The sequence below is a fragment of the Streptomyces sp. NPDC099050 genome (assembly GCF_044759865.1).
GTDB lineage: Bacteria > Actinomycetota > Actinomycetes > Streptomycetales > Streptomycetaceae > Streptomyces.
In genome coordinates this window covers 77,823-99,458 of sequence record NZ_JBIWAE010000013.1, presented here as the reverse complement: position 1 = coordinate 99,458, position 21,636 = coordinate 77,823, and the positions used below count along the sequence as shown (strand labels likewise).

Sequence of the window (21,636 nt, the reverse complement as noted above, 5' to 3'; positions counted from 1 at the left end):
CCTAGGAGCTCCGGGGACTAACTATCAGGCAGGGTCCCTGATAGTTTACGTGTCATGACCGGGGAAACCGACCTCAGCCCGGCGCGACTGCGCCATGCCCGCTTCGCCATCGCCGGCGTCTTCTGCGCTCACGGCGCGGTCACCGGCTCCTTCGCGACCCGCATCCCCTGGATCCAGGACCACGCGCAGCTCAGCGCGGGCACCCTGGGCCTGGCCCTCGCCTTCCCCGCGCTCGGCGCGGCGCTCACGATGCCGCTGGCCGGCCGCATCAACCACCGCTTCGGCGCGCGCACCGCCCTGCGGATGCTGCTGAGCCTGTGGACGCTCGCCCTCATCCTCCCGAGCCTCGCCCCGAACCTGTGGACGCTCTGCTTCGTGCTCTTCGTCTACGGGGCCACCGCCGGCATGTCGGACGTGGCGATGAACGCGCTGGGCGTGGAGACCGAGAACCGGCTGAAGCGCTCGATCATGTCCTCGCTGCACGGCATGTGGAGCGTGGGCGCCCTGATCGGCTCGGCCGCGGGCACCGTCGCCGCGCACGCCGGCGCCGATGCCCGCTTGCACCACCTGGTCGCCGCGCTCACCCTGACCCTGTTCGGGCTGATCGCCGTACGGGGCGTCCTGGACCTGCGCACCGACACCGGCGGGGAGGAGGCGCCGCCGCACTTCGCGCTGCCCCCCAAGTCCGCCCTGTTCATCGGCGCGATCGGTTTCTGCGCGGTCTTCGCGGAGGGCGCGAGCCTGGACTGGTCCGCGGTGTACCTGCGGGACGTGCTGCACACGGACGCCGGTCTCGCCGCCGCCTCGACCACCGCCTTCGCCCTGACGATGGCCCTGGCCCGGCTGGTCGGGGACAAGGTCGTGGACCGCTTCGGGGCCGTACGCACGGTCCGCGCGGGCGGTGCGCTGGCCACCGCGGGCGGGCTGCTCGTGGTCGCGGTCCACCATCCGGCCGCGGCCCTGACCGGCTTCGGGCTGATCGGGCTCGGCATCGCGGTGGTGGTCCCGCTGGCCTTCGCGGCGGCCGCGCGCAGCGGTCCGGCCCCGGCGCAGGCCATCGCCGGTGTCGCGACGATCACGTACACCTCGGGGCTGATCGCCCCTTCGGCGATCGGCGCGGTGGCCGACGCGACCTCCCTGGTGGTGTCGTTCGGGCTGGTCACGCTGCTGTCGTTCGCGCTGATCGTGGGGGCGACCGTACTGCGGCAGCGGCCGGTGGCGGCGGAGGTCCCGACCGTCAACCGGGACGAACCTGCACCTATCCGGCCGTAATATGTCGCCTGGTCACCTACGCCCTCGTAGGTGACCACGCTCCCGACGAACGACGCGGTACGAACGAAAAGCGGTGGAACATGGGCCTCGGCGTGCGCTGGACCCTGCACGGAGACGGGCGGACCCCCGCCCCCGGCGCGGTGGTGCGGCCGGACGAGCGGCTGTCGTGGCCGCGGACCGCCGGGCTGGGGGCCCAGCACGTCGTGGCGATGTTCGGAGCCAGCTTCGTGGCGCCGGTCCTGATGGGGCTGGACCCGAACCTCGCCATCATGATGTCCGGTGTCGCCACCGTCATCTTCCTGCTGGCGACCCGCGGGCGGGTCCCCTCCTACCTGGGCTGCTCGCTCTCCTTCGTGGGGGTCGCCGCGGCGATCCGGGCGAGCGGCGGGGACAGCGCGGTCGTCACGGGCGCGGTCTTCGTGGTCGGCGCGGCACTGTTCCTGGCGGGGCTGGCGGTCCAGCGGTTCGGGGCCCGGATCATCCACGCGGCGATGCCGCCGGTGGTGACGGGCGCGGTCGTGATGCTGATCGGCTTCAACCTGGCGCCCGTGACGGCGTCCACGTACTGGCCGCAGGACCAGTGGACGGCCCTGCTGACGATGCTGTTCACCGGGCTGGCCGTGGTCTGCCTGCGGGGCTTCTGGTCGCGGATCGCGATCTTCCTCGGCCTGATCTTCGGGTACGGCATCTCCTGGATCTTCGACCTCGCCTTCGGCAAGATCCACTCGACGGTGGGCGGGCCGGATGCCGTCGACCACTGGCGGCTCGACCTGTCGGGCGTCGGCAAGGCCGACTGGGTGGGGCTGCCGACCTTCCACGCGCCGGCCTTCGAGTGGTCGGCGATCCTGATCGCGCTGCCGGTGGTCATCGCACTGATCGCGGAGAACGCCGGACACATCAAGGCCGTCGGCGAGATGACCGGCGACTCCCTCGACGACAAGCTCGGCACGGCCATCGCGGCCGACGGCGCCGCCTCGATGCTGTCCACGGCGGTGGGCGGCCCGCCGAACACCACGTACTCCGAGAACATCGGCGTCATGGCGGCCACCCGCGTCTACTCCACTGCGGCCTACTGGGCGGCGGCCGGCTTCGCCCTCCTCTTCGGCCTGTGCCCCAAGTTCGGCGCGGTCGTCGCCGCGATCCCCGGCGGGGTGCTGGGCGGGATCACCGTGATCCTGTACGGCATGATCGGCCTGCTCGGCGCGCAGATCTGGATCAACGGCCGGGTGGACCTGCGCAATCCGCTGAACCTGGTGCCGGCCGCGGCGGGCATCATCATCGGCGTGGGCGGGGTCAAGCTGAACATCACCGACAGCTTCGAGCTGGGCGGGATCGCGCTCGGCACGATCGTCGTGATCACGGGCTACCACGCGCTGCGGTACTTCGCCCCGCCGCACCTGAAGCAGCAGGAACCGCTACTGGACTCCGGCACGTCGGCGTACGACGACACGGCCGACGGGGCCGGCGGGGCCGGCGACAGCCCTGCCGGGGAGCGCGGCGACAAGCGGGGTTGACGGAGTTTCGCCCGAACCGGCGAAGCGTACGGCCAAGTTCCCCTGATCCCGGCCCGCGGCTGCGACGCTGCGTCCCATGGCCCCCATGGAAGCGGTGCTGGCGCGGATGCGCGCCCTGGACGAGCGGCTCCCCGAGCGGGACGGCGTCGCCGTCTTCAACCGGGTGTACCTCACGGTGACGCAGACCCTGCACGAGGGGATCGCGCACGGCGCTTTCCCCTCGCCCCGCCGGGCCGAAGCCCTCAGCGTCCGCTTCGCCGAGCGCTACCTGACGGCGGTGGAGGCCGACCGGGCCCCGGCGTGCTGGCGGCCGCTCCTCCAGTACCGCCGCCACCCCGGGATCCGGCCGCTCCAGCACGCACTGGCCGGGATCAACGCGCACATCGGCCACGACCTGGCGCTGGCGGTGGTCGCCACCTGCCGCTCGCTCGACTGCGAGCCGGCGGCGCTCGAAGCGGACTTCGACCGGGTCGGCGACACCCTGGTCTCCCTGGAGGAACACATCCGGGAGGACCTGATGCCGGGCCCGGACCTGCTGGAGATCGCGGACCCCCTGACGCACCTCCTCGGCGCCTGGAGCCTGGAGCGGGCCCGAGCGGGAGCCTGGGCCTCGGCCCGCCTGCTCTGGTCGCTGCGCCGCTCCCCCGACCTGGCGGAGGAGTTCACCGAGTCCCTCGACGCGGGCGTCGGCCTGGTCGGCCGCTGCCTGCTGACGCCTACGGGCTGACCCCGGCGGGCTGCCCCGCTGCGCGGAGCCGGCGCGTTGGAAATCAGTCCTCCGGGAGTTCCACCGGGGCTATCTCGTCGTAGACGTCGCCCGGGCCGGGGTTGGTGGAGTCCGTGGCGCCGCCGAGGTGGTGCATGACGCCCCAGACGGCGTTGAGGGCCGTCTGGACCGCGCCCTCCGCCCAGCCCGCCGTCCAGGAGATGTCGTCGCCCGCGAGGAAGATGCCGCGCTTGTCCTCGGGGAGGCGCTCCTGCATGAAGTGGGTGAACAGGCGGCGCTGGTAGCGGTAGTGGCCCGGCAGGTTGGCCTTGAACGCGCCCATGAAGTAGGGCTCGTTCTCCCAGGACACGGTCACCGGGTTGCCGATGATGTGCCGGCGGATGTCGACCTTCGGATAGATCTCGCCGAGGGACTTCAGCATGACCTCCATCCGCTCGTTCGCGGACAGCGGCAGCCACTTCAGGCTGTCGTCGCACCAGGTGTAGGACAGGCAGATGACGGCCGGCTTGTCGGGGCCGTTGTCCAGCAGGTACGTGCCGCGGGTCATCCGGTCGGTCAGGGTCATCGACATGACGTCGCGGCCCGTTTCCTCGTCCTTGTCCAGCCAGAAGGGGCGGTCGACCGGGATGAAGAGCTTCGAGGACTCCATGTAGTGGGTGCGCTCGATCGCCGTCCAGTGGTCGATCGGGAAGAGCGTGTCGTCGCACGCGATCTTCGACAGCAGCATCCAGGACTGGGCCGTGAAGATCGCGGCGCGGTACGTGCGGATGTCGCCCGAGGCGTCCGTGACCGTGATGCGGTTGCCCGCCGTGCGGTGCAGGCGGGTGACCGCCGGGCGCGGGGTGCCGCCGTGCAGGGAGGAGAGCGAGGTGCCCTGCGCCCAGTGCACGATCTTCTCGGGCTCGCGGTCCCACATGCGCAGCGGGAGCTGCTGCGAGCCGCCCACGATGCCGCGGTGGTGGTCGTCGGCCTCGGTATAGACGACGCGCAGGATCTCCAGGATGGAGTTCGGGAAGTCGGTGTCCCAGCCGCCCGTGCCGAAGCCGACCTGGCCGAAGATCTCGCGCTTGCGGAAGGACTTGAAGGCCTCGGACTTGCAGAGGAACCCGTAGAAGGTCTCGTCGTCGAGCTTCTCGACGAGCTTCGCCCAGATCTCCCGGATGCGCGGGACGTCCCGCTCGCGCATCGCGGTGTTCATGTCGGAGAAGTCGGCGCCCTCGTCCAGGCAGGCGTTCCACGCGGCGGACACGTCGCGGTAGACCTGCGGGAGGTCGGCGATGGTCTCGGCGTAGTGGGTCTCGCCCTTGAGGTCGACCACCGTCGAGGGGGTGGCCTCGGCGAGCGGGTTCGGGAAGGGCTCGGTGACCAGTCCGACGAGATCGATGTAGTGCTGGAGGGCCGTGGAGGACGGCGGGAAGCGCATGGCGCCCATCTCCGCGGTCAGCTCCTCGGTGCCCGCTCCCTCGAAGCCCACCGTGCGCAGCCGGCCGCCGATCTGGTCGGCCTCGTAGACGACGGGCTTGAGGCCCATCTTCATCAGCTCGTAGGCGGAGATGATGCCCGACAGCCCGCCGCCGATGACGGCGACCTCGGTGCCGTGCTCGGTCGCCGGTACCTGCCCGAGGCCCGCCGGGTGGGCGAGGAAGTCGTCGTACGCGTAGGGGAAGTCCGGGCCGAACATCGTGATCGGCAGCTGTCCGTCGCTGTGCGGGACGGCGGTGGTGGGCACCGTGGACGTCATGGGGTACGACTCCTAGCGGGGTGGGGCAGGGGGGAAGGGCAAGCCGGAGGGGGCGCGGCGGCGGGCGCGGGGCCTCGGTCAGACGAGCGAGGCGTACAGCCCGGGGCGGCGGTCGCGCAGGTACGGGTTGGTCTCGCGCGAGACGCGCAGCAGCTCGGGGTCGGCCTCGCCGAAGACCAGCTCCTCGCCGCGGCCCGCCCGGGTCCGGGTGACCCCGTCCGGGCCGGCCAGGCAGCTGAGACCGACGAACTCGAACTCGCCTTCCGGGCCGGTGCGGTTGACGTACGCGATGTACATCTGGTTCTCGAAGGCCCGTACGGGGACCAGCTGTTCGGCGACGAATTGGAACGGGTGCATCTGCGCGGTCGGCACCAGGAGGAGGTCGGTGCCGGCGAGGGCGTGCGCCCGGACGTTCTCGGGGAACTCCACGTCGTAGCAGATCATGACGCCGACGCGCAGGCCGCCGAGGTCCGCCTGGACCACCGGGGTGTCGCCCGGGGTGAAGGCCGCCTGCTCGAAGCAGCCGAAGAGGTGGGTCTTGCGGTAGTTCGCGAGCCGTTCCCCGTCGGGGCCGACGAGCTGGGCCGCGTTGTAGACGGCGTCGCCGTCCCGCTCGGGGTAGCCGTAGAGCACGGCCAGCCCGTGGCGGCGGGCGATCTCGGCGATGGCGCGGGCGGACATGCCGTCGGCCGGTTCGGCGAGCCGGGCGATGTCCTCGAGCTCCAGCGCGTAGCCGGTCAGGAACATCTCCGAGGTCACGAGGAGCCCGGCCCCCGCCTGTGCGGCGCGTGCCGCGGCCTCTTCGAGCGCCTTCAGGTTGCCGGCGGTGTCGCCGAGCCGTCCGGAACTCTGGAGGAGGGCGGTGCGCAACGGGGGCATGGGCGGACCTCTGTGGCAGGAGGGGTGGGGGTCCCTCAACGGTACGTTCGTGCGTTCGACGGGGACAAGGCGCGACCGTTGCGCTCCGCGCATCGATTCGTTGCGCATCGGCGGGTGAAGGCGGCGATTCGTTGCGCGAGGGCCCTGGGAACGGTCCGAATGACCTTTTCGGGGGGCCTACCGGCCCGGACGGAAGGCCGGGTGCACGCTCAGCCTGCGGAGGTCTTCCAGGATGTCGGGAGCGTGGTTGGAGACCACCCGGCCGCTCCAGCCGTCACAGAGCGCGGGGACCGTGAGCGTCCCGTCGTGGTCGTGCCCGGCGGCCTCGTAGGCGCGGCGCAGCGCCTCGTGCCCGGCGGGGTCGGAGCCGGGCCGCAGGACGGTCAGGGCCACGGTGTCCCGCAGACCCAGATCGGCGAAGGCGGCGGTGACGCCGAGGCAGCTCGGACAGTCGTCGGCGGCGACGTAGAGCCGGTACCGGTGCGGTTCCGGCGAGAAGCCGGTCCCGATCCGGCCCCGGAGGACGGCGGCCCGGCCGCGGCCCTGGAGGACGGGGGGCTGGAGGACGGGGGGCTGGAGGACTGCGGGCTGGAGGACAGGGGGCTGGGCATGGGTCTGCACAGGGGCATGGGCATGGGCATGGGTCTGCACGGGGGTCTGGGGCATGGCTCTCCTCGGTCTGACTGCGTACGTACGTGCGTGCTCGGCGGGGCCTCAGGAGGCCGGGGCCGTGGCACTGCAGACGCGGAGGAGATCTATGTGCAGCCGGCGGGTGAGCCAGGAGCGGCGCAGCGGGGTGGTCGAGGAGGAGGGTGCGGTGAGCTGGTCCACCGGGCCCCCTTTCCTGTCCGCTGCCCCCGTTAGGCTGGCGTTCGCAGTCTCGTGGCACCGCCAGGGGCCGTCAAGACCGCCCGCACGAGTGCCTGCGCCCGATGGAAGGAAGCTCCCCATGTCCCGCGAGTCCCGGCCCGACGCAGTCCTCGACAATCCCGTCTGGGCCGCGCTCGACGGCCCGCACCGGGGCTTCGCCGAGGCCGGTCCCGCCGGACTCGCCGCCCGGTACGCGGCCGGCGCATCGCCCTTCGCCGCGCTCCACGACCCGGAGGATCCGCGTGCCTGGGCGGATCTGGCCGAGCTCGTCGGCCCCGGCCGGGAGGTCTGGGTGACCGGGCTGCCGACCCCGCCGGCGGGCTGGGAGACCCTGATGTCGATACCGGGCGTGCAGCTCGACGGCAGGGCGGTCCGCGGCAAGGAGGAGCCGGAGGCGGTCCCGCTGGGGCCCGCCGACGTGCCCGAGATGCTGGAGCTGGTCGGGCTGACCCGGCCCGGCCCGTTCGGGGAGCGCACCGTGGAGCTGGGCACGTACCTCGGGATCCGCCGGGGCGGCCGGCTCGTCGCGATGGCGGGCGAGCGGATGCGGCCGCCGGGCTGGTCGGAGATCAGCGCGGTGTGCACGCACCCCGGTCACCGTGGCGAGGGGCTCGCCGGGCGGCTGGTCCGCGCGGTCGCGGCCGCGGTGGAGGAGCGCGGGGACACCCCGTTCCTGCACGCCGCGGCGCAGAACACCCAGGCCGTGGGGCTGTACCTGTCGATGGGATTCACCCTGCGCCGCGAGCCGGTCTTCATCGGGCTTCGCACGCCCGACACGAAGCGTTAACACGGATTGACATTCCACCCGTTGTGGCCCGGTCCCCCCTGATCTAGCGTCGGAGGGACGACCGGAGCACGAGGTGACCGGAGCACGAGGCGAAAGGGGGTGACCGGGCATGACCGTACGAACCGCCGGTGACGCCCTCACCCGGGGCCGCTCCGTCCACCTGCACTCCCGCGCGCACATCGACCTCCTGCGCGTCGCCGGTTCCCTCTGTCGTTCCTGATCAGCGTTCCGCGATCCGATTCGTTCTTCGCCGCGCCGTCCGATCAGGAGACAGTTCCGTCATGCCCGTGCACCCTTCACCCTCTTCCCCCTCCCCCGCGCTCCACCTCGCCGTCGCCCTCGACGGTGCGGGCTGGCATCCCGCCGCCTGGCGCGAACCGGGGGCCGGAGCCGACCGGTTGTTCACCGCCGGGTACTGGGCCGCGCTCGTAGCCGAGGCCGAGGCCGGGCTGCTGGACTTCGTCACCTTCGAGGACTCGCTGAGCCTGCAGTCCACCGATCCGGCGGGGCCCGACGGCCGCACCGACCTGGTGCGGGGCCGGCTCGACGCGGTGCTGGTCGCGGCCCGGGTGGCGCCGCTCAGCCGGCACATCGGGCTGGTGCCGAGCGTGGTGGCCACCCACACGGAGCCCTTCCACGTCTCCAAGGCGCTCGCCACCCTGGACTACGTCAGCCGCGGGCGCGCCGGGCTGCGCATCCAGATCTCCGAACGGCCGGACGAGGTACGCCACTTCGGGCGCCGTACGACACCCCTGGATCCAGCCGAGCTGTACGCGGAGGCCGCCGACCACGTCGAGGTGGTGCGGCGGCTGTGGGACAGCTGGGAGGACGACGCCGAGATCCGGGACGCGGCCACCGGGCGGTTCATCGATCGCGCCAAGCTGCACTACATCGACTTCGAGGGCCCCCGGTTCAGCGTGAAGGGCCCCTCCATCACCCCCCGGCCGCCCCAGGGGCTGCCCCCGGTCAGCGCACTGGCCTCCGACGCCGCCGTGTACCCCTTCCTCGCCCGCTCGGCCGACATCGGCTACGTGACGGCGCACGACGCCGCCGGGGTCCGTACCGCCGTCGCCGCGCTCCCCGCCACCCCGCACCTGTTCGGCGAGCTGACGGTCTTCCTCGACGAGCGGCCGGCCGCGGCGGAGCGACGGCTCCAGCGGCTGGACGCCGCGCACGGGGCCGCGTACACGAGTGACGCCCGCGTGTTCGCGGGGACTCCGGCGGACCTCGCCGACCTGCTGCTGGAGTGGCGGGAGGCCGGGCTGACCGGCTTCCGGCTGCGGCCGGGGGTGCTCGCCCACGACCTGCCGGCGATCACCCGCGGACTGGTCCCGGAGCTCCAGCGGCGCGGGGCGTTCCGGCGGGCCTACGAGGCCTCCTCGCTCCGCGGCCTGCTGGGCCTGGCGCGCCCGGCGAACCGGTACGCCGCCGCACCCGCCGCACCCGTCTCCTCCGCTTCCTCCGCATCCCCCGCCGCCTGATCCCCCAGGAAGGACCGACAGCAGCCATGAGCAAGCCGCTCAAGCAGATCCATCTCGCAGCGCACTTCCCCGGGGTCAACAGCACCACCGTGTGGAGCGACCCGGCCGCCGGGAGCCAGATCGACTTCGATTCCTTCCTCCGTTTCGCACGGACCGCCGAGCGCGCGAAATTCGACTTCCTCTTCCTCGCCGAAGGCCTGCGCCTGCGCGAACAGGGAGGCGAGATCTACGACTTGGACGTGGTGGGCCGCCCGGACACCTTCACCGTGCTGGCGGCACTCGCCGCCGTCACCGAGCACCTCGGGCTGACCGGCACCATCAACTCCACCTTCAACGAACCGTACGAGGTGGCCCGCCAGTTCGCCTCCCTCGACCACCTGTCGGGGGGCCGCGCCGCCTGGAACGTGGTCACCTCCTGGGACGCCTTCACCGGGGAGAACTTCCGTCGCGGCGGCTTCCTGCCGCGCGAGGAACGCTACGAGCGGGCAAGGGAGTTCCTCGACACCGCTCACGAGCTGTTCGACTCCTGGGACGGCGGCGAGATCCTCGCCGACGCGGTCTCCGGGGAGTTCCTGCGCGACGCGGGCCCCGGCGCCTTCGCCCACGGGGGCGAGCAGTTCGACATCTCCGGGCACTTCAACGTGCCGCGCAGCCCCCAGGGGCGGCCGGTGATCTTCCAGGCGGGCGATTCGGACGAGGGCCGGGAGTTCGCCGCGGCCTCCGCCGACGCCATCTTCGGCCGGTACCGCACGCTGGAGGAGGGCCGCGCCTTCTACGCGGACGTGAAGGGGCGCATGTCCCGGTACGGACGCACCCCCGACGAGCTGAAGATCCTGCCGGCGGCGAGCTTCGTACTCGGCGACACCGACGCCGAGGCGCGGGAACTGGCCCACGAGGTGCGGCTCCAGCAGGTCAGCGGGGCGACCGCGATCAAGCACCTGGAGCACGTGTGGAACCGGGACCTGTCCGGCTACGACCCGGACGGGCCGCTGCCGGACGTCGATCCCGAGCCCGGGGAGAACACCATCGCGCTGGGGCGGGCGAGCGTGCGCATGCACGGGGACCCGGTGGCCGTCGCGCGGGAGTGGCGGGAACTGGCCGCCGCCGAGGGCCTGTCGATCCGGGAGCTGGTGATACGGACGACCGCCCGGCAGTCCTTCGTCGGCTCGCCCCTCACCGTCGCCCAGGCCATCGACGGTCTGGTCCAGGCGGACGCGGCCGACGGTTTCATCCTGGTCCCGCACCTGACGCCGGGCGGACTCGACGGCTTCGCGGACACCGTCGTCCCGCTGCTCCAGGAGCGCGGGGTGTTCCGCCGGGAGTACGAAGGCCCGACGCTGCGCGACCACCTCGGGCTGGGCGCGCCGCGCGCGCTCGCCCCGGTCCGCGGCTGAAGCGCGCGGAACAGCACATGCGTCCGGGCCCGCAGACCCGTATCCGAAGCCGTCACAGAGAAGGGGCGACACCATGCCCGGTATCCCGCTCGGAGTCCTCGACCTCATCCCGATCCCGTCCGGCTCCACGGCGGCCGAGGCCCTGCGCTCCAGCGTCGACCTGGCCCGGCAGGCCGAGCGCTTCGGGTACACCCGCTACTGGTTCGCCGAGCACCACCTGAACACGGGGGTCGCCGGGACCTCGCCCGCCGTCGTGCTGGCGCTGACCGCGTCGGCCACCTCCACGATCCGGATCGGCTCGGGGGCGGTCCAGCTCGGGCACCGCACGGCCCTGTCCACGGTCGAGGAGTTCGGCCTGCTGGACGCGGCGCACCCCGGACGGATCGACCTCGGTCTGGGCCGCTCGGCGGGCGGTCCGCCCGCGCGCCGGGCCGGCGCCGAGCCGCCGGTGGCGTACACCACGGCGAACGGGCTGCGCATCCCGAAGCCGTTCTCCTGGGCCCACCTGCGCGATCACCCCCGCATCGCGCTCCACAACCGGCTGCTGCAGCTGCCGGGTGCCACGCCGCAGGAGTACACCGAGCAAGTGGGCGACGTACTGGCCCTGTTGCGCGGGGAGTACCGATCGCCGGAGGGCGTGGAGGGGCACGCCGTGCCCGGCGAGGGCGCCGAGGTGCAGGTGTGGATCCTGGGCAGCAGCGCGGGGGTGAGCGCGGAGACTGCCGGGGCGGGCGGGCTGCGGTTCACCGCGAACTACCACGTGAGCCCGGCGAGCGTGCTGGAAGCGGCCGAGGCCTACCGGGCGGCCTTCAAGCCGTCCGGGGAGCCGGGCGGGCTGGACCGGCCGTACCTGAGCGTGTCCGCCGACGTGGTGGTGGCTCCGGACGACGCCGAGGCGCGGGAACTGGCCACCGGGTACGCGCCCTGGGTGCACGGCATCAGGACGGGCGACGGCGCGATTCCCTTCCCCTCGCCCGGGGAGGCCCGCGCGCTGACCCGGGACTGGTCGGCGGCCGACCACGAGCTGGTGGCGGACCGGGTCGAGACCCAGTTCGCCGGCTCCCCGGCCACCGTCGCCGACACGCTGGAGCGGCTGTGGGAGGCGACCGGCGCGGACGAGCTGCTGATCACCACGATCACGCACGGGCACGCCGACCGGGTGCGCTCGTACCGGCTGCTGGCCGGGGAGTGGGCCCGCCGGGGGCATCTGCGCTGGTAGGGCGGACCCTTACGGTGGCCGCGGGGATGCGGGATCGGGCATGCGGCCGGCGGTGGGATGGGGATCGGACTGCGGGGGTGTCGAACTGCCGCTAATTGAGTGAACTTTAGTGCCCATTAGAGCCTCTGAGTGGGTATTACGATCAGTGCATGAACCTCAAGGAGTGGGCGATAGCGAACGGTGTGCATCCGCATACCGCGTACCGCTGGTTCCGCGAGGGCACGTTGCCGGTCCCCGCTGAGCGTGTGGGACCACGCACGATCCTGGTCAACATTGAGGCGAACTCGTCACCATCCGTGATGGTCGGGGGTGTTGGGCTGTACGCCCGCGTTTCCTCGCATGCCCAGAAGGCGGACCTGGAACGCCAGGTCGCCCGACTGGCCGCCTGGGCGATGAAGCACGGCCAGCCGGTGGCGCGTATCGAGTCCGAGGTCGCCTCGGGCATGAACGGGGCACGCACGAAGGCCCGTCGGCTGCTGGCCGATCCGAAGGTGACCGCCGTGGTGGTCGAGCACAAGGACCGGCTCGGCCGGATGAACGTCGAGCTGATCGAAGCCGCCCTGTCCGCGTCGGGCCGACGCCTTGTCGTCCTCGATGACGGGGAGGTCGATGACGACCTGGTGCGCGACATGATCGAGGTACTGACCTCATTCTGTGCCCGCCTGTACGGGCGCCGCTCGGCGAAGAACCGTGCGGAGAAAGCCCTGGAAGCGGCGGCTGCCGATGACTGAGCAGCCGAAGAAGAAGCAGCTCCGCACCATCGACGTACCATTCGTCTCCCTCGGCCCGTCCGGTGTGGCGATACGCGACCGGCTCAAGGGCCTCACGCCCGAGGACGAGAAGGTGTTGCGTCTGGTCGGCGAGCACCTGGGCACGCTCGCGTCCCGCGATCTGGCGTCCCGCTGCCGTGACGGCGCCGACCATGACGCGCAAAGGTGGGCGGCCAGGAAGCAGTGCCTGACCGCTTCCTCTTCGTCGCGGTGGGCCGGCTCGATCACCAAGGCCACCCACGATCAGTGGGCGCTGTCCCGTCGCTGCCAGCTCGCGCACATACAAGGGCTTGAGGCCGGTGTGCGCACGCTGATGCACCGGCTGTCCCTCCCGATCGGGGAGAAGGGCAGCAAGCGGGCACCCGGCGGCTACCGGTCGAAGGGCGAGTGGTTCCAAAAAACCCGACGCCTGGCGATCCTGGAGCACCGGCTCGATGTTGCCCGTGCCGAGCGGGAAGCCGGGATCGTGCACGTGGTGCGCGGCGGCCGGCGCCTGCTGAACACCCGGCACAACCTGTCCGCGGCGCAGCTGACCGAACCCGAGTGGCGGGAACGCTGGGAAGCCGAGCGCTGGTTCCTCGCCGCTGACGGCGAGTCGGGGAAGCGGTTCGGGAACGAGACGATCCGCGTCACCCCGGACGGTGAGGTCTCCCTCAAGCTGCCGACGCCGCTCGCCGATCTGGCGAACGCCCCGCGCGGTCGGTACGCCCTCGCCTCCAAGATCGCCTTCGCGCACCGGGGGCAGGAGTGGGCCGACCGGATCGAAGCGAATCGGGCCGTGGCCTACCGCATCCACCTGGACGTGCAGCGCGGACGCTGGTACCTCACCGCGGCCTGGCAACGGCCCGTCGTGCAGACGATCCCGCTGGAGACCGCCCGCGCGAAGGGCATGGTCGGCGTGGACACGAACGCCGATCACCTCGCCGCCTACCGGCTCGACGCCTGCGGGAACCCGGTCGGTGACCCGAAGCGGTTCTTCTACGACCTGTCCGGCACCGCCGACCACCGCGACGCCCAGATCCGCCACGCCATCACCCGGCTTCTGCACTGGACGAAGCAGGCCGACGCGCAGGCCATCGCGATGGAGAACCTGGACTTCACCGCGGAGAAGACCCGCGAGAAGCACGGCCGCAAGACGCGGTTCCGGCAGCTCATCTCCGGTATCCCGACCGGGAAGCTCAAGGCCCGGCTGGTGTCGATGGCCGCCGAGATGGACTTGTCCATCGTGGCCGTGGACCCGGCCTACACCTCGATGTGGGGAGACCAGCACTGGCGCAAGCCGCTGACCTCCCCGCGACGCAAGATGTCCCGTCACGATGCCGCAGGTATCGCGATCGGACGACGCGCCCTCGGGCACCCGATCCGGCGACGGACGGTACCGCCCCACGACGACCAGAGCGATCGTCGTGGGCATCGGACCGTCCAGGCCGGGCCGGAGGCACGAGGGCGTGAGGAAACCCGCCCACCCGTCACGGAACGTGCACACGATGGACGCCCCCGGACAGGGACACAGCGAACGCGGGAGACCAGCGCATCCAAAACCGTTCGGGATGCGCGCAGTGAGCAGGAATGGGTCCAAGACTCATTCCTGCTCACTGAGTAGGAACGGTTTGGTGCCGTGCGGAGCGGTCACACGCGCAGGAGACCATCCGGCGACCGCAGCGCGAAAGGATCCGTCATGACCCACAGGGCCTCCCAGGCCGCCACGACCACCGCGACCTCCGCGACCCCCGCGCCCCCGACCCCCCGGATATCGTCCGGTGCCACCCAGCCCGGTCTGGGCTCCCACCACTGGCAGTGGCAGCTGCGGGCGGCCTGCCGCGCGCTCGGCTCGAACCGGTTCTTCCACCCCGCGGGCGAGCGGGGCGAGGACCGGGAGGAGCGCGACGCGGCGGCGAAGCGGGTCTGCGCCGACTGCCCGGTGCGCGCCGCCTGCCTGGAGCACGCCCTGCGCACACGGGAGCCGTACGGAGTGTGGGGCGGCCTGACCGAGGAGGAGCGCCGCGCGCTGCTCGTCCGCTCCCGCAGGACCGGCCGGGGCCAGGCCTCCGGTGCGGCCGCGCCGGCCACCGCGCCGGAGGGGCGGACCGGACGGAGCGGCCCGGCTACGCGGGCGCCCCGGAGGTGAAGCGGCGCAGCAGCGGGGAGAGGACGAGGACGGACTTGGTGCGCTCCACGAAGGGCTCGCCCGCGATCCGCTCCAGAACCCGCTCGAAGTGCCGCATGTCGGAGGCGAAGATCTGGACGAGGGCGTCCGCGTCGCCGGTGACGGTCGACGCGGACACCACCTCGGGGTAGCGCTCCAGGCCCCGCCGGATGTCGTCCGGCGAGGTGTTGTGGCGGCAGTACATCTCGATGAAGCCCTCGGTCTCCCAGCCCATCGAGGCGGGGTCCACGCGGACGGTGAAGCCGGTGATGGCTCCTTCGGCGCGCAGCCGGTCCACCCGCCGTTTGACGGCGGGGGCCGAGAGTCCGACCTCGGAGCCGATGTCCGCGAAGGAGCGGCGGGCGTCCTTGGCCAGGGCGTGCACGATGCGTTCGTCGAGATCGTTCAGTCGCACTGCGCGTGGATCACTTCTCTGCTGCGGCCGGCTGTACAGCGGTCTGCTGGGCGGCGGCCAGACGGGAGCGGCGGATGCCGTACAGGAAGTAGATCACGAGCCCGACGGCCATCCAGCCACCGAAGACCAACCAGGTGGTGCCCGGCAGCTCGGTCATGAGGTAGGCGCAGCAGAGGAAGCCCAGGATGGGGGTGACCGGGAAGAGCATGACCCGGAAGGTGCGGTTCATGTCCGGGCGGGTGTAGCGCAGGATGACGACGGCGATGTTGACCAGGCCGAAGGCGAAGAGCGTGCCGATGCTGGTGGCGTTCGCCAGCTCGCCCAGCGGGATGAAGGCGGCCAGGAGTCCGCAGAAGAGGCAGACGATGATCGTGTTGACGCGGGGGGTGCCGGTCTTCGGGTCGACCTTGGCGAAGGCCCTGGGCATCAGGCCGTCGCGGGACATCGCGAAGAGGATGCGGGTCTGGCCGTAGAGGACGGCGAAGACGACGCTGGCGATGGCGACGATCGCGCCGGCCGCGAGGATGACGCTCCAGAAGGCGTGCCCCGTCACGTTCTCCATGATCTTGGCCAGGGCGGCCTCGCTGCCCTCGAACTCCTGCCACGGCATGGCGCCGACGGCGACCAGGGCGACGAGGCAGTACAGGGCGGTGACGATGGCCAGCGAGAGCATGATCGCGCGCGGCAGGTCCTTCTTCGGGTTCTTGGCCTCCTCACCGGCGGTGGAGGCGGCGTCGAAGCCGATGTAGGAGAAGAAGAGCATGGAGGCGGCGGTGCTGATGGCGGTGACGCCGAGCGGGGCCAGCGGGGTGTAGTTGCCGGCCTTGATGCCGAGGAAGCCGATGACGCAGAACATCACCAGCGTGACGATCTTGACGGCGACCATGATCGAGTTGATCCGTGCGCTCTCCTTGGCCCCGCGGAGCAGGAAGACCATGCAGAGCAGCACCACGACCAGGGCGGGCATGTTGATGTAGCCGCCCTCGCCCAGCGGGGCGGAGAAGCCTTCGGGGATGGTGTACCCGATGGTGCCGTCGAGGAACTCGTTGAGGTACTGGCCCCAGCCGACGGCGACGGCCGCGACCGAGACTCCGTACTCCAGGACCAGACACCAGCCGCAGACCCAGGCGACGAGCTCGCCCATGGTGGCGTACGCGTAGGAGTACGAGGAGCCCGAGACCGGTATGGAACCGGCCAGCTCGGCGTAGGAGAGCGCGGAGAAGAGCGCGGTCAGGCCCGCCACGATGAAGGCGATGAAGACGGCCGGACCGGCGATCGGGGTGGCCTCGCCGAGGACGACGAAGATGCCGGTGCCCAGGGTCGCGCCGATGCTGATCATGGTCAGCTGCCACATGGTGAGCGAACGCTTCAGCGCGCCGCCCTCGCCCTGGCCGCCCTCGGCGACCAGCTGCTCCACCGGCTTGCGGCGCAGCAGGGGGTGGGCCGCCTTGGGGCGCGCGGGGGTGAGCGGTGGCGCCTGGCCGTGGTCGAGCACGAGGGGACTCCTTTGTCACTGCGGGTGGGGTTTCAGGCGTCGACCGCAGCGGTCCGGAGCAGGAGCAGGCCGGGAAGGCCTGGGCATGGGGGACCGCGAGCAGGCGGTCCACGCCACTCCACGTACAGCGAGTGAGCCTACGAGCTGAGTGATACCGCCCGTAATGCACCATCCTTGCACATTGGCGACTGATCGTTGCGCGGATCTGTCCTGGATGGTCCTTTGTTGCGCGGGGATGATCGATCAGTGCGCGAGCGACCTCGACCGGCATTCTTGACACTTCGTCAGATCTGCCGCAGCGTGCCGCCATGGACCTGGACGTGCTCTACGAGATCGACGTGCCGCGGCCCTGGCGGGGAGCCCACCCGCACGGCCAGCGGGCCGCTGAGCAGCGCGCTTACCGGGAGGCGGTGGAACAGATCCGGCTCGCCGACCGGATGGGCTTCCGTACCGTCTGGGCGGTCGAACACCACTTCCGCGAGGGCCGCTCGCACTGCCCGGCCCCCGAGGTGCTCCTCGGACACCTGGCCGGGCTCACCGAGCAGATCCGGCTGGGCTTCGGCGTGACCCTGACCCCCTTCGCCTTCACCCCGCCGCAGCGCATCGCGGAGAAGGTCGCCACCGTCGACGTGCTCTCCGGCGGCCGGGTGGAATGGGGCACCGGCCGGTCCACGCCCATGGAACAGGCGGCCTTCGGGGTGGACCGGGAGAAGTCCCGCGAGGACTGGCGCGAGGCCATCGAGATCGTGACCGGAATGTGGCGCGAGGAGTACTTCGCGTACGAGTCGGAGCGCTTCCGCTTCCCGCGCCGCATGGTCACCCCCAAGCCGGTGCAGGATCCGCACCCGCCCGCCTGGATGGCGGCCACCTCCCCCGGCTCCGCCGAGGTCGCGGGCGCGCACGGCCTCGGTCTGCTGTCCTTCTCGATCATGCAGCCGCTGGAGGCGATGGCCGCCCAGGTGGCCGCCTACCGGGCCGCGGCCACCGCCCCGAGCCCCCTCACCGACGTCACCACGGACCGGGTCGCCGCGTACACCCTGGTCCACGCCACCGGACCGCGCGCCGAGCCGGGCCCCCGGGTCTGGGAGTCGGTCGCCTGGTGGTACTCCAACCTGGCCCGGTTCACCCTGGACTGGGAACTGCCGCACCTGAGCCCCGAGGAGCGGGAGCGGACCTTCCCGCTGCTCACCCCGATCCTCGAAGGGAATGTACCCGTAAGGGAGTTCAGCGACGGGGACATGATCCTCATCGGGGACGCGGAGACGATCGTCACCAAGGCCAAGCGGTACGCGGACCTCGGCGTCGACCAGCTCATCTGCTACGTCCAGTGGGGATACCTGGAGCACCGGGAGATCCTGCGGACCCTGGAGATCCTGGGCAAGGAAGTCATCCCGGAGCTGGCCCGCCACACCCCCCGGAAGGCCTCGGCGTGAAGGACGGCCCCGACGGCGCCGGCGTCCCCTCCGCCGCCTTCGTCCCCGCCGCCGCCCTCTACACCTCCCCCGACACCTCCCCGGTCCCCGATTACGCCGCCCTGCACCGCCTCGACGGCCGCGCCCTCGTCCTGCTCGGCGCCGGCAACGGCATCGGCCGCCAGACCGCCCACGCGCTGGCCGCGGGCGGCGCCCGCGTGCTGTGCGTGGACCTGGACGAGGAGCGGGCCCGGGCGGTCGCCGCCGAGACCGGGGGCGTCCCGTACGCCGCCGACGTCACGCGGCGCGAGGCGGTCCGGGAGCTCTTCACCGCGGCGCCGCGGCTGCTCGGCGGCCGCCCGGTCGGCGGGGTCGTCGACATCGTCGGCATGGCCCGGTACGCCGCGCTGCCCGAGCTGGACGACGAGGGCTGGGACTGGCACTTCGACCTGGTGCTTCGGCACGCCTGGCTGGCCGTCCAGTACGGCGGCGAGGCCGTCGCGGCGGCCGGCGGCGGGCCGCTGGTCTTCGTCGCCTCCGTCTCCGGGCTCACCGCGGCACCGCTGCACGCCGCGTACGGGGCCGCGAAGGCCGGCCTGATGTCCTTGGTGCGCTCGGCGGCGGTAGAGCTGGGCCCGCGCGGGGTACGGGTCAACGCGGTGGCACCGGGGGTGGTGTGGACCCCGCGGGTCGCCGCCCTGCTGGGTCCCGAGGGGCGCCGGCTCAACGCGGAGAACGCTCCGCTGGGCCGGGTCGCGGAGACCCGGGACATCGCGGCCGCGCTGTACTTCCTGGCTTCGCCGCAGTCCTCGTACATGACGGGCCAGACGCTGGTGGTGGACGGCGGCGTCGGCGTGAAGTTCCCGTACCCGACGGTCGGAGGCGCACGATGAGCACACGGGAAGCCGGACCGGACGCGGACGCGGACGTGGACGTGGACGTGGACGTGGACCTGGACGTGGACGCGGGCACACACACTGGCGCGGACGCGGACGCGCACACCGGCGCGGACCCGAGTACGTCCCCGGCCGCGCACCCCGGCGCGGACGCCGGGCCCTGGCTGGACCCCGGGCCCTTCCTGCGCGGTGTGGCCTGGCTGGACGGGGGCCGCCCCGTGCGGGCCGACCCGGCCGACACCATGCGGCTGCCCTGGGACACCGGCGAGCGGGCCACCCTGCCCATCGGGGTGCGCCTGGAGTTCACCGCGCCCGGCACCCGGGCGGTGGAGATCCACTACCGGGCGACCGTGCCCGGCCCCACCGACGCGCTCCGCGACCTCGCGCACGGGTTCGCCCTGTGGGACCGGCACGGGGTGGTCGGCGAGCTGTACACCGAGCCGGCTGCCGAAGCCGTCGTTCGCCTCGAACTGCCCGGCGGGTCCGGCCCGTTCACCATCCACCCGCCCGAGACCCAGTCCCCGCTGATCCTCGGCCTGCGCGGGATCGGCGGCCCCCTCGCCCCCGCCCCGCCCGCCACCCGCTGGGTGGTGCACGGCGACTCCATCACCGAGGGCTGGTGGTCCACCCGGCCCGCGCACGGCTGGCCCTCGGTGGCCGGCCGGGCGCTCGGCTGGGACACCGTCAACCTCGGCTACGCGGGCGCCGCGCGCGGGGAGCTGGCCTGCGCCGAGCAGCTCGCCGGACTCCCCGCCGACGCCCTCACCCTCGCCTTCGGCACCAACTGCTGGTCCCGCGTACCTTTTTCGGCCCCCCTGCTGTACGAGACCACCCGCGCGTTCCTCGAACTGGTCCGCCAGGGCCACCCCCGGACCCCGCTGCTGCTCCTCTCCCCCGTGCTGCGCCCCGACGCGGAGCGCACCCCGAACAAGCTGGGCGCCACCCTGGGCGCCCTGCGCGACGCGATGGAGCGGGCCACCCGGGAGCGGATCGCCGCCGGGGACGAGCGGCTGGTGCTGCTCCCGGGGCGGGAGCTGCTGGGCCCCGAGCACTTGGCGGACGGACTGCACCCCAACGACGCGGGACACCGCACGCTCGGCCTCGCTGTGGCCACGGCCATGAAGCGGGCCGGGTTCGGCTCGGGGTGAGTGAAACAGCCCACATCGGAGGAATTGAACAGATCGGCTCCGACGGGTCGTGTCCTGCACACAGTTGCCGCCGCTCCACTCCGCTCCGGCGGACGGACGCGGCGGCGCAGGCAGGGACACACACGTGGGAGAGATCAAGATGGGCATCAAGCGCGGAACCACCCTGGCGGCCGTGGCGGTCGTCGTCGCACTCACCGCGACCGCGTGCGGCGGAAACGACACGGCGGGCGAGACCACCCAGCCGGCCGGAGCGGTCGCCGCTCCCTCTCAGGCTCCCTCCTCGGGCGACGCCTACGGATCCGGGTCCGGGTCCGACGCGGCGGCCTCGGCCGGCGACGCCAAGCCGGGCGGTCAACTGGCCATCGCCCAGGACGAGAAGCTCGGCTCGGTCCTCACCGACAGCGCCGGCTTCACCCTCTACCGCTTCGACAAGGACACCGCCAAGCCGTCGAAGTCCACCTGCGACGGGGACTGCGCGAAGACCTGGCCGGTGGTCGCGGCCGGCGACGCCACCGCGGCCGCGGGCATGGACCCGGCGCTGCTGGGCGAGGTGGTCCGTACGGACGGCAGCAAGCAGCTGACGGTGGCGGGCTGGCCCGTGTACCGGTTCAGCAAGGACACCAAGGCGGGTGACACCAACGGGCAGGGCGTCGGCGGGACCTGGTTCGCGGCGGCCCCCGACGGCAAGAAGGCGGCGAAGGCGGCCCCCGCGCCGGGCGGTGCGGGCCAGACCGCCGGCGCGCTGACCGTGGCCAAGGACCCGAAGCTCGGCGAGCACATCGTCGACGGCAACGGGATGACCGTCTACCGGTTCAAGCCGGACACCGCGTGGCCGATGGCCTCCAAGTGCGAGGGCGCCTGCGTGGCCAAGTGGCCGGTCGTGCCGCCGGTGGACCGGGCGAACGCCAAGGGGATCATCGAGAAGAACTACCTGGTCCTCGACCGCCCCGACGGCAAGAAGCAGCAGACGGTGAACTGCTGGCCGGTCTACACCTTCACCGGCGACAAGAAGGCTGGCGACATCAACGGCCAGGGCGTCGGCGGCACTTGGTACGCGGTCGCCCCCGACGGCAAGCTCATCACGGTCCCGTAGCCCCAGCCCGCTGACCGGTGCCCATCCGCCCCCCGACCGCGCGGCCCCCGGCCCCCTCCCCCGGGGGCGGGGGCCGCGCACCGTTCCGCGCACCGCCAATGGACGAATATCACGGCGCATTGGGGGCGCATCGAGGTCAGCTACAAGAAGAACAGTGGTGCGACCGTCGACATGCGATCGGGCCACAACGTCTGGAACGCCAACTACTGGGATCCCGACTGGCGTAGGCAGCCCGCGGGGACCCGGTACCTGAAGCTGTGGGACCTCGCACAGTACAACTGCTCGACGGTCGTTGGCATGATGGAAGCCAACACCGGCATCCATCGAGTTCCGCCGATGAACCTTTGCTGACCGGTCGGGGTGGCGAATTCGTTCCC

20 protein-coding genes are annotated in these 21,636 nt (G+C 72.1%); 15 read left to right on the top strand and 5 right to left on the bottom strand.

The features are described 5' to 3' along the window. Positions 1-54: 54 nt before the first annotated feature. From ACIQV3_RS22275 to ACIQV3_RS22265, 3 genes are all read left to right on the top strand, one after another. A complete protein-coding gene (locus ACIQV3_RS22275) occupies positions 55-1,272 on the top strand; it encodes an MFS transporter (protein ID WP_403714291.1) in 1,218 nt (405 codons plus the stop codon). Positions 1,273-1,352: 80 nt separating this feature from the next. Then, positions 1,353-2,786, top strand: coding sequence for a uracil-xanthine permease family protein (locus tag ACIQV3_RS22270; protein WP_403714289.1), 1,434 nt, complete (start codon positions 1,353-1,355; stop codon positions 2,784-2,786). Between the two features lie 76 nt (positions 2,787-2,862). Then, entirely contained in the window at positions 2,863-3,513 is a 651-nt protein-coding gene (locus ACIQV3_RS22265) for a DUF5995 family protein (protein ID WP_403714287.1), read from the top strand. Between the two features lie 43 nt (positions 3,514-3,556). On the opposite strand, the gene ACIQV3_RS22260 is transcribed toward ACIQV3_RS22265, so the two are convergent. From ACIQV3_RS22260 to ACIQV3_RS22250, 3 genes are all read right to left on the bottom strand, one after another. After that, positions 3,557-5,254, bottom strand: coding sequence for a flavin monoamine oxidase family protein (locus ACIQV3_RS22260; RefSeq protein WP_403714285.1), 1,698 nt, complete (start codon positions 5,252-5,254; stop codon positions 3,557-3,559). Positions 5,255-5,332: 78 nt separating this feature from the next. After that, entirely contained in the window at positions 5,333-6,133 is an 801-nt protein-coding gene (locus ACIQV3_RS22255; protein WP_403714283.1) for a carbon-nitrogen hydrolase family protein, read from the bottom strand. 177 nt (positions 6,134-6,310) lie between these two features. Next, the gene (locus tag ACIQV3_RS22250) at positions 6,311-6,799 is read right to left on the bottom strand and encodes a hypothetical protein (RefSeq protein WP_403714281.1); all 489 of its coding nucleotides are present in this window, start codon (positions 6,797-6,799) and stop codon (positions 6,311-6,313) included. A gap of 283 nt (positions 6,800-7,082) precedes the next feature. Here ACIQV3_RS22250 and ACIQV3_RS22245 point away from each other — a divergent pair, with 283 nt between their 5' ends. The 8 genes from ACIQV3_RS22245 to ACIQV3_RS22210 all read left to right on the top strand — a co-directional run bounded on the left by ACIQV3_RS22245 (position 7,083) and on the right by ACIQV3_RS22210 (position 14,782). Continuing rightward, the gene (locus ACIQV3_RS22245; protein WP_403714279.1) at positions 7,083-7,790 is read left to right on the top strand and encodes a GNAT family N-acetyltransferase; all 708 of its coding nucleotides are present in this window, start codon (positions 7,083-7,085) and stop codon (positions 7,788-7,790) included. A 109-nt stretch (positions 7,791-7,899) separates the two neighbouring features. Next, positions 7,900-8,010 (top strand): putative leader peptide, encoded by a 111-nt coding sequence (locus ACIQV3_RS22240; protein WP_403714277.1) that lies wholly within the window; start codon positions 7,900-7,902, stop codon positions 8,008-8,010. Between the two features lie 61 nt (positions 8,011-8,071). Next, entirely contained in the window at positions 8,072-9,271 is a 1,200-nt protein-coding gene (locus tag ACIQV3_RS22235; protein ID WP_403714274.1) for an LLM class flavin-dependent oxidoreductase, read from the top strand. A 26-nt stretch (positions 9,272-9,297) separates the two neighbouring features. After that, a complete protein-coding gene (locus ACIQV3_RS22230; protein ID WP_403714272.1) occupies positions 9,298-10,665 on the top strand; it encodes an NtaA/DmoA family FMN-dependent monooxygenase in 1,368 nt (455 codons plus the stop codon). Between the two features lie 73 nt (positions 10,666-10,738). Next, a complete protein-coding gene (locus tag ACIQV3_RS22225) occupies positions 10,739-11,884 on the top strand; it encodes an LLM class flavin-dependent oxidoreductase (RefSeq protein WP_403714270.1) in 1,146 nt (381 codons plus the stop codon). A gap of 149 nt (positions 11,885-12,033) precedes the next feature. After that, a complete protein-coding gene (locus ACIQV3_RS22220) occupies positions 12,034-12,615 on the top strand; it encodes an IS607 family transposase (protein ID WP_403714268.1) in 582 nt (193 codons plus the stop codon). After that, positions 12,608-14,257: an IS200/IS605 family accessory protein TnpB-related protein gene (locus ACIQV3_RS22215; protein WP_403714266.1), complete on the top strand. Its 1,650-nt coding sequence runs from the start codon at positions 12,608-12,610 to the stop codon at positions 14,255-14,257. The genes ACIQV3_RS22220 and ACIQV3_RS22215 overlap by 8 nt, the downstream gene beginning before the upstream one ends. Before the next feature lie 75 nt (positions 14,258-14,332). Further along, entirely contained in the window at positions 14,333-14,782 is a 450-nt protein-coding gene (locus ACIQV3_RS22210) for a WhiB family transcriptional regulator (protein WP_403714264.1), read from the top strand. Here ACIQV3_RS22210 and ACIQV3_RS22205 read toward each other — a convergent pair. Together ACIQV3_RS22205 and ACIQV3_RS22200 are read right to left on the bottom strand one after the other, a co-directional pair. Then, positions 14,760-15,215 (bottom strand): Lrp/AsnC family transcriptional regulator, encoded by a 456-nt coding sequence (locus tag ACIQV3_RS22205; protein WP_243334460.1) that lies wholly within the window; start codon positions 15,213-15,215, stop codon positions 14,760-14,762. The genes ACIQV3_RS22210 and ACIQV3_RS22205 overlap by 23 nt on opposite strands. Before the next feature lie 10 nt (positions 15,216-15,225). Next, entirely contained in the window at positions 15,226-16,710 is a 1,485-nt protein-coding gene (locus ACIQV3_RS22200) for an amino acid permease (RefSeq protein ID WP_403714262.1), read from the bottom strand. A 308-nt stretch (positions 16,711-17,018) separates the two neighbouring features. Here ACIQV3_RS22200 and ACIQV3_RS22195 point away from each other — a divergent pair, with 308 nt between their 5' ends. The 4 genes from ACIQV3_RS22195 (at position 17,019) to ACIQV3_RS22180 (ending at position 21,259) form a co-directional block, all read left to right on the top strand. Beyond that, positions 17,019-18,143: an LLM class flavin-dependent oxidoreductase gene (locus ACIQV3_RS22195; protein ID WP_403714260.1), complete on the top strand. Its 1,125-nt coding sequence runs from the start codon at positions 17,019-17,021 to the stop codon at positions 18,141-18,143. Beyond that, entirely contained in the window at positions 18,140-19,015 is an 876-nt protein-coding gene (locus ACIQV3_RS22190) for an SDR family NAD(P)-dependent oxidoreductase (RefSeq protein WP_403714258.1), read from the top strand. The genes ACIQV3_RS22195 and ACIQV3_RS22190 overlap by 4 nt, the downstream gene beginning before the upstream one ends. Further along, entirely contained in the window at positions 19,012-20,166 is a 1,155-nt protein-coding gene (locus ACIQV3_RS22185) for a GDSL-type esterase/lipase family protein (RefSeq protein WP_403714256.1), read from the top strand. Before ACIQV3_RS22190 ends, ACIQV3_RS22185 begins: the two co-directional genes overlap by 4 nt. A 139-nt stretch (positions 20,167-20,305) precedes the next feature. Next, a complete protein-coding gene (locus ACIQV3_RS22180; RefSeq protein WP_403714601.1) occupies positions 20,306-21,259 on the top strand; it encodes an SCO0930 family lipoprotein in 954 nt (317 codons plus the stop codon). Positions 21,260-21,636: the final 377 nt, after the last annotated feature.

What these genes read in the sequence shown, in the direction of transcription:
- ACIQV3_RS22275 (WP_403714291.1), top strand. Translation starts at nt 55, where the DNA reads ATGACCGGGGAAACCGACCTCAGCCCGGCGCGACTGCGCCATGCCCGC.
- ACIQV3_RS22270 (WP_403714289.1), top strand. Translation starts at nt 1,353, where the DNA reads ATGGGCCTCGGCGTGCGCTGGACCCTGCACGGAGACGGGCGGACCCCC.
- ACIQV3_RS22265 (WP_403714287.1), top strand. Translation starts at nt 2,863, where the DNA reads ATGGCCCCCATGGAAGCGGTGCTGGCGCGGATGCGCGCCCTGGACGAG.
- ACIQV3_RS22260 (WP_403714285.1), bottom strand. Translation starts at nt 5,254, where the DNA reads ATGACGTCCACGGTGCCCACCACCGCCGTCCCGCACAGCGACGGACAG.
- ACIQV3_RS22255 (WP_403714283.1), bottom strand. Translation starts at nt 6,133, where the DNA reads ATGCCCCCGTTGCGCACCGCCCTCCTCCAGAGTTCCGGACGGCTCGGC.
- ACIQV3_RS22250 (WP_403714281.1), bottom strand. Translation starts at nt 6,799, where the DNA reads ATGCCCCAGACCCCCGTGCAGACCCATGCCCATGCCCATGCCCCTGTG.
- ACIQV3_RS22245 (WP_403714279.1), top strand. Translation starts at nt 7,083, where the DNA reads ATGTCCCGCGAGTCCCGGCCCGACGCAGTCCTCGACAATCCCGTCTGG.
- ACIQV3_RS22240 (WP_403714277.1), top strand. Translation starts at nt 7,900, where the DNA reads ATGACCGTACGAACCGCCGGTGACGCCCTCACCCGGGGCCGCTCCGTC.
- ACIQV3_RS22235 (WP_403714274.1), top strand. Translation starts at nt 8,072, where the DNA reads ATGCCCGTGCACCCTTCACCCTCTTCCCCCTCCCCCGCGCTCCACCTC.
- ACIQV3_RS22230 (WP_403714272.1), top strand. Translation starts at nt 9,298, where the DNA reads ATGAGCAAGCCGCTCAAGCAGATCCATCTCGCAGCGCACTTCCCCGGG.
- ACIQV3_RS22225 (WP_403714270.1), top strand. Translation starts at nt 10,739, where the DNA reads ATGCCCGGTATCCCGCTCGGAGTCCTCGACCTCATCCCGATCCCGTCC.
- ACIQV3_RS22220 (WP_403714268.1), top strand. Translation starts at nt 12,034, where the DNA reads ATGAACCTCAAGGAGTGGGCGATAGCGAACGGTGTGCATCCGCATACC.
- ACIQV3_RS22215 (WP_403714266.1), top strand. Translation starts at nt 12,608, where the DNA reads ATGACTGAGCAGCCGAAGAAGAAGCAGCTCCGCACCATCGACGTACCA.
- ACIQV3_RS22210 (WP_403714264.1), top strand. Translation starts at nt 14,333, where the DNA reads ATGACCCACAGGGCCTCCCAGGCCGCCACGACCACCGCGACCTCCGCG.
- ACIQV3_RS22195 (WP_403714260.1), top strand. Translation starts at nt 17,019, where the DNA reads ATGGACCTGGACGTGCTCTACGAGATCGACGTGCCGCGGCCCTGGCGG.
- ACIQV3_RS22185 (WP_403714256.1), top strand. Translation starts at nt 19,012, where the DNA reads ATGAGCACACGGGAAGCCGGACCGGACGCGGACGCGGACGTGGACGTG.
- ACIQV3_RS22180 (WP_403714601.1), top strand. Translation starts at nt 20,306, where the DNA reads ATGGGCATCAAGCGCGGAACCACCCTGGCGGCCGTGGCGGTCGTCGTC.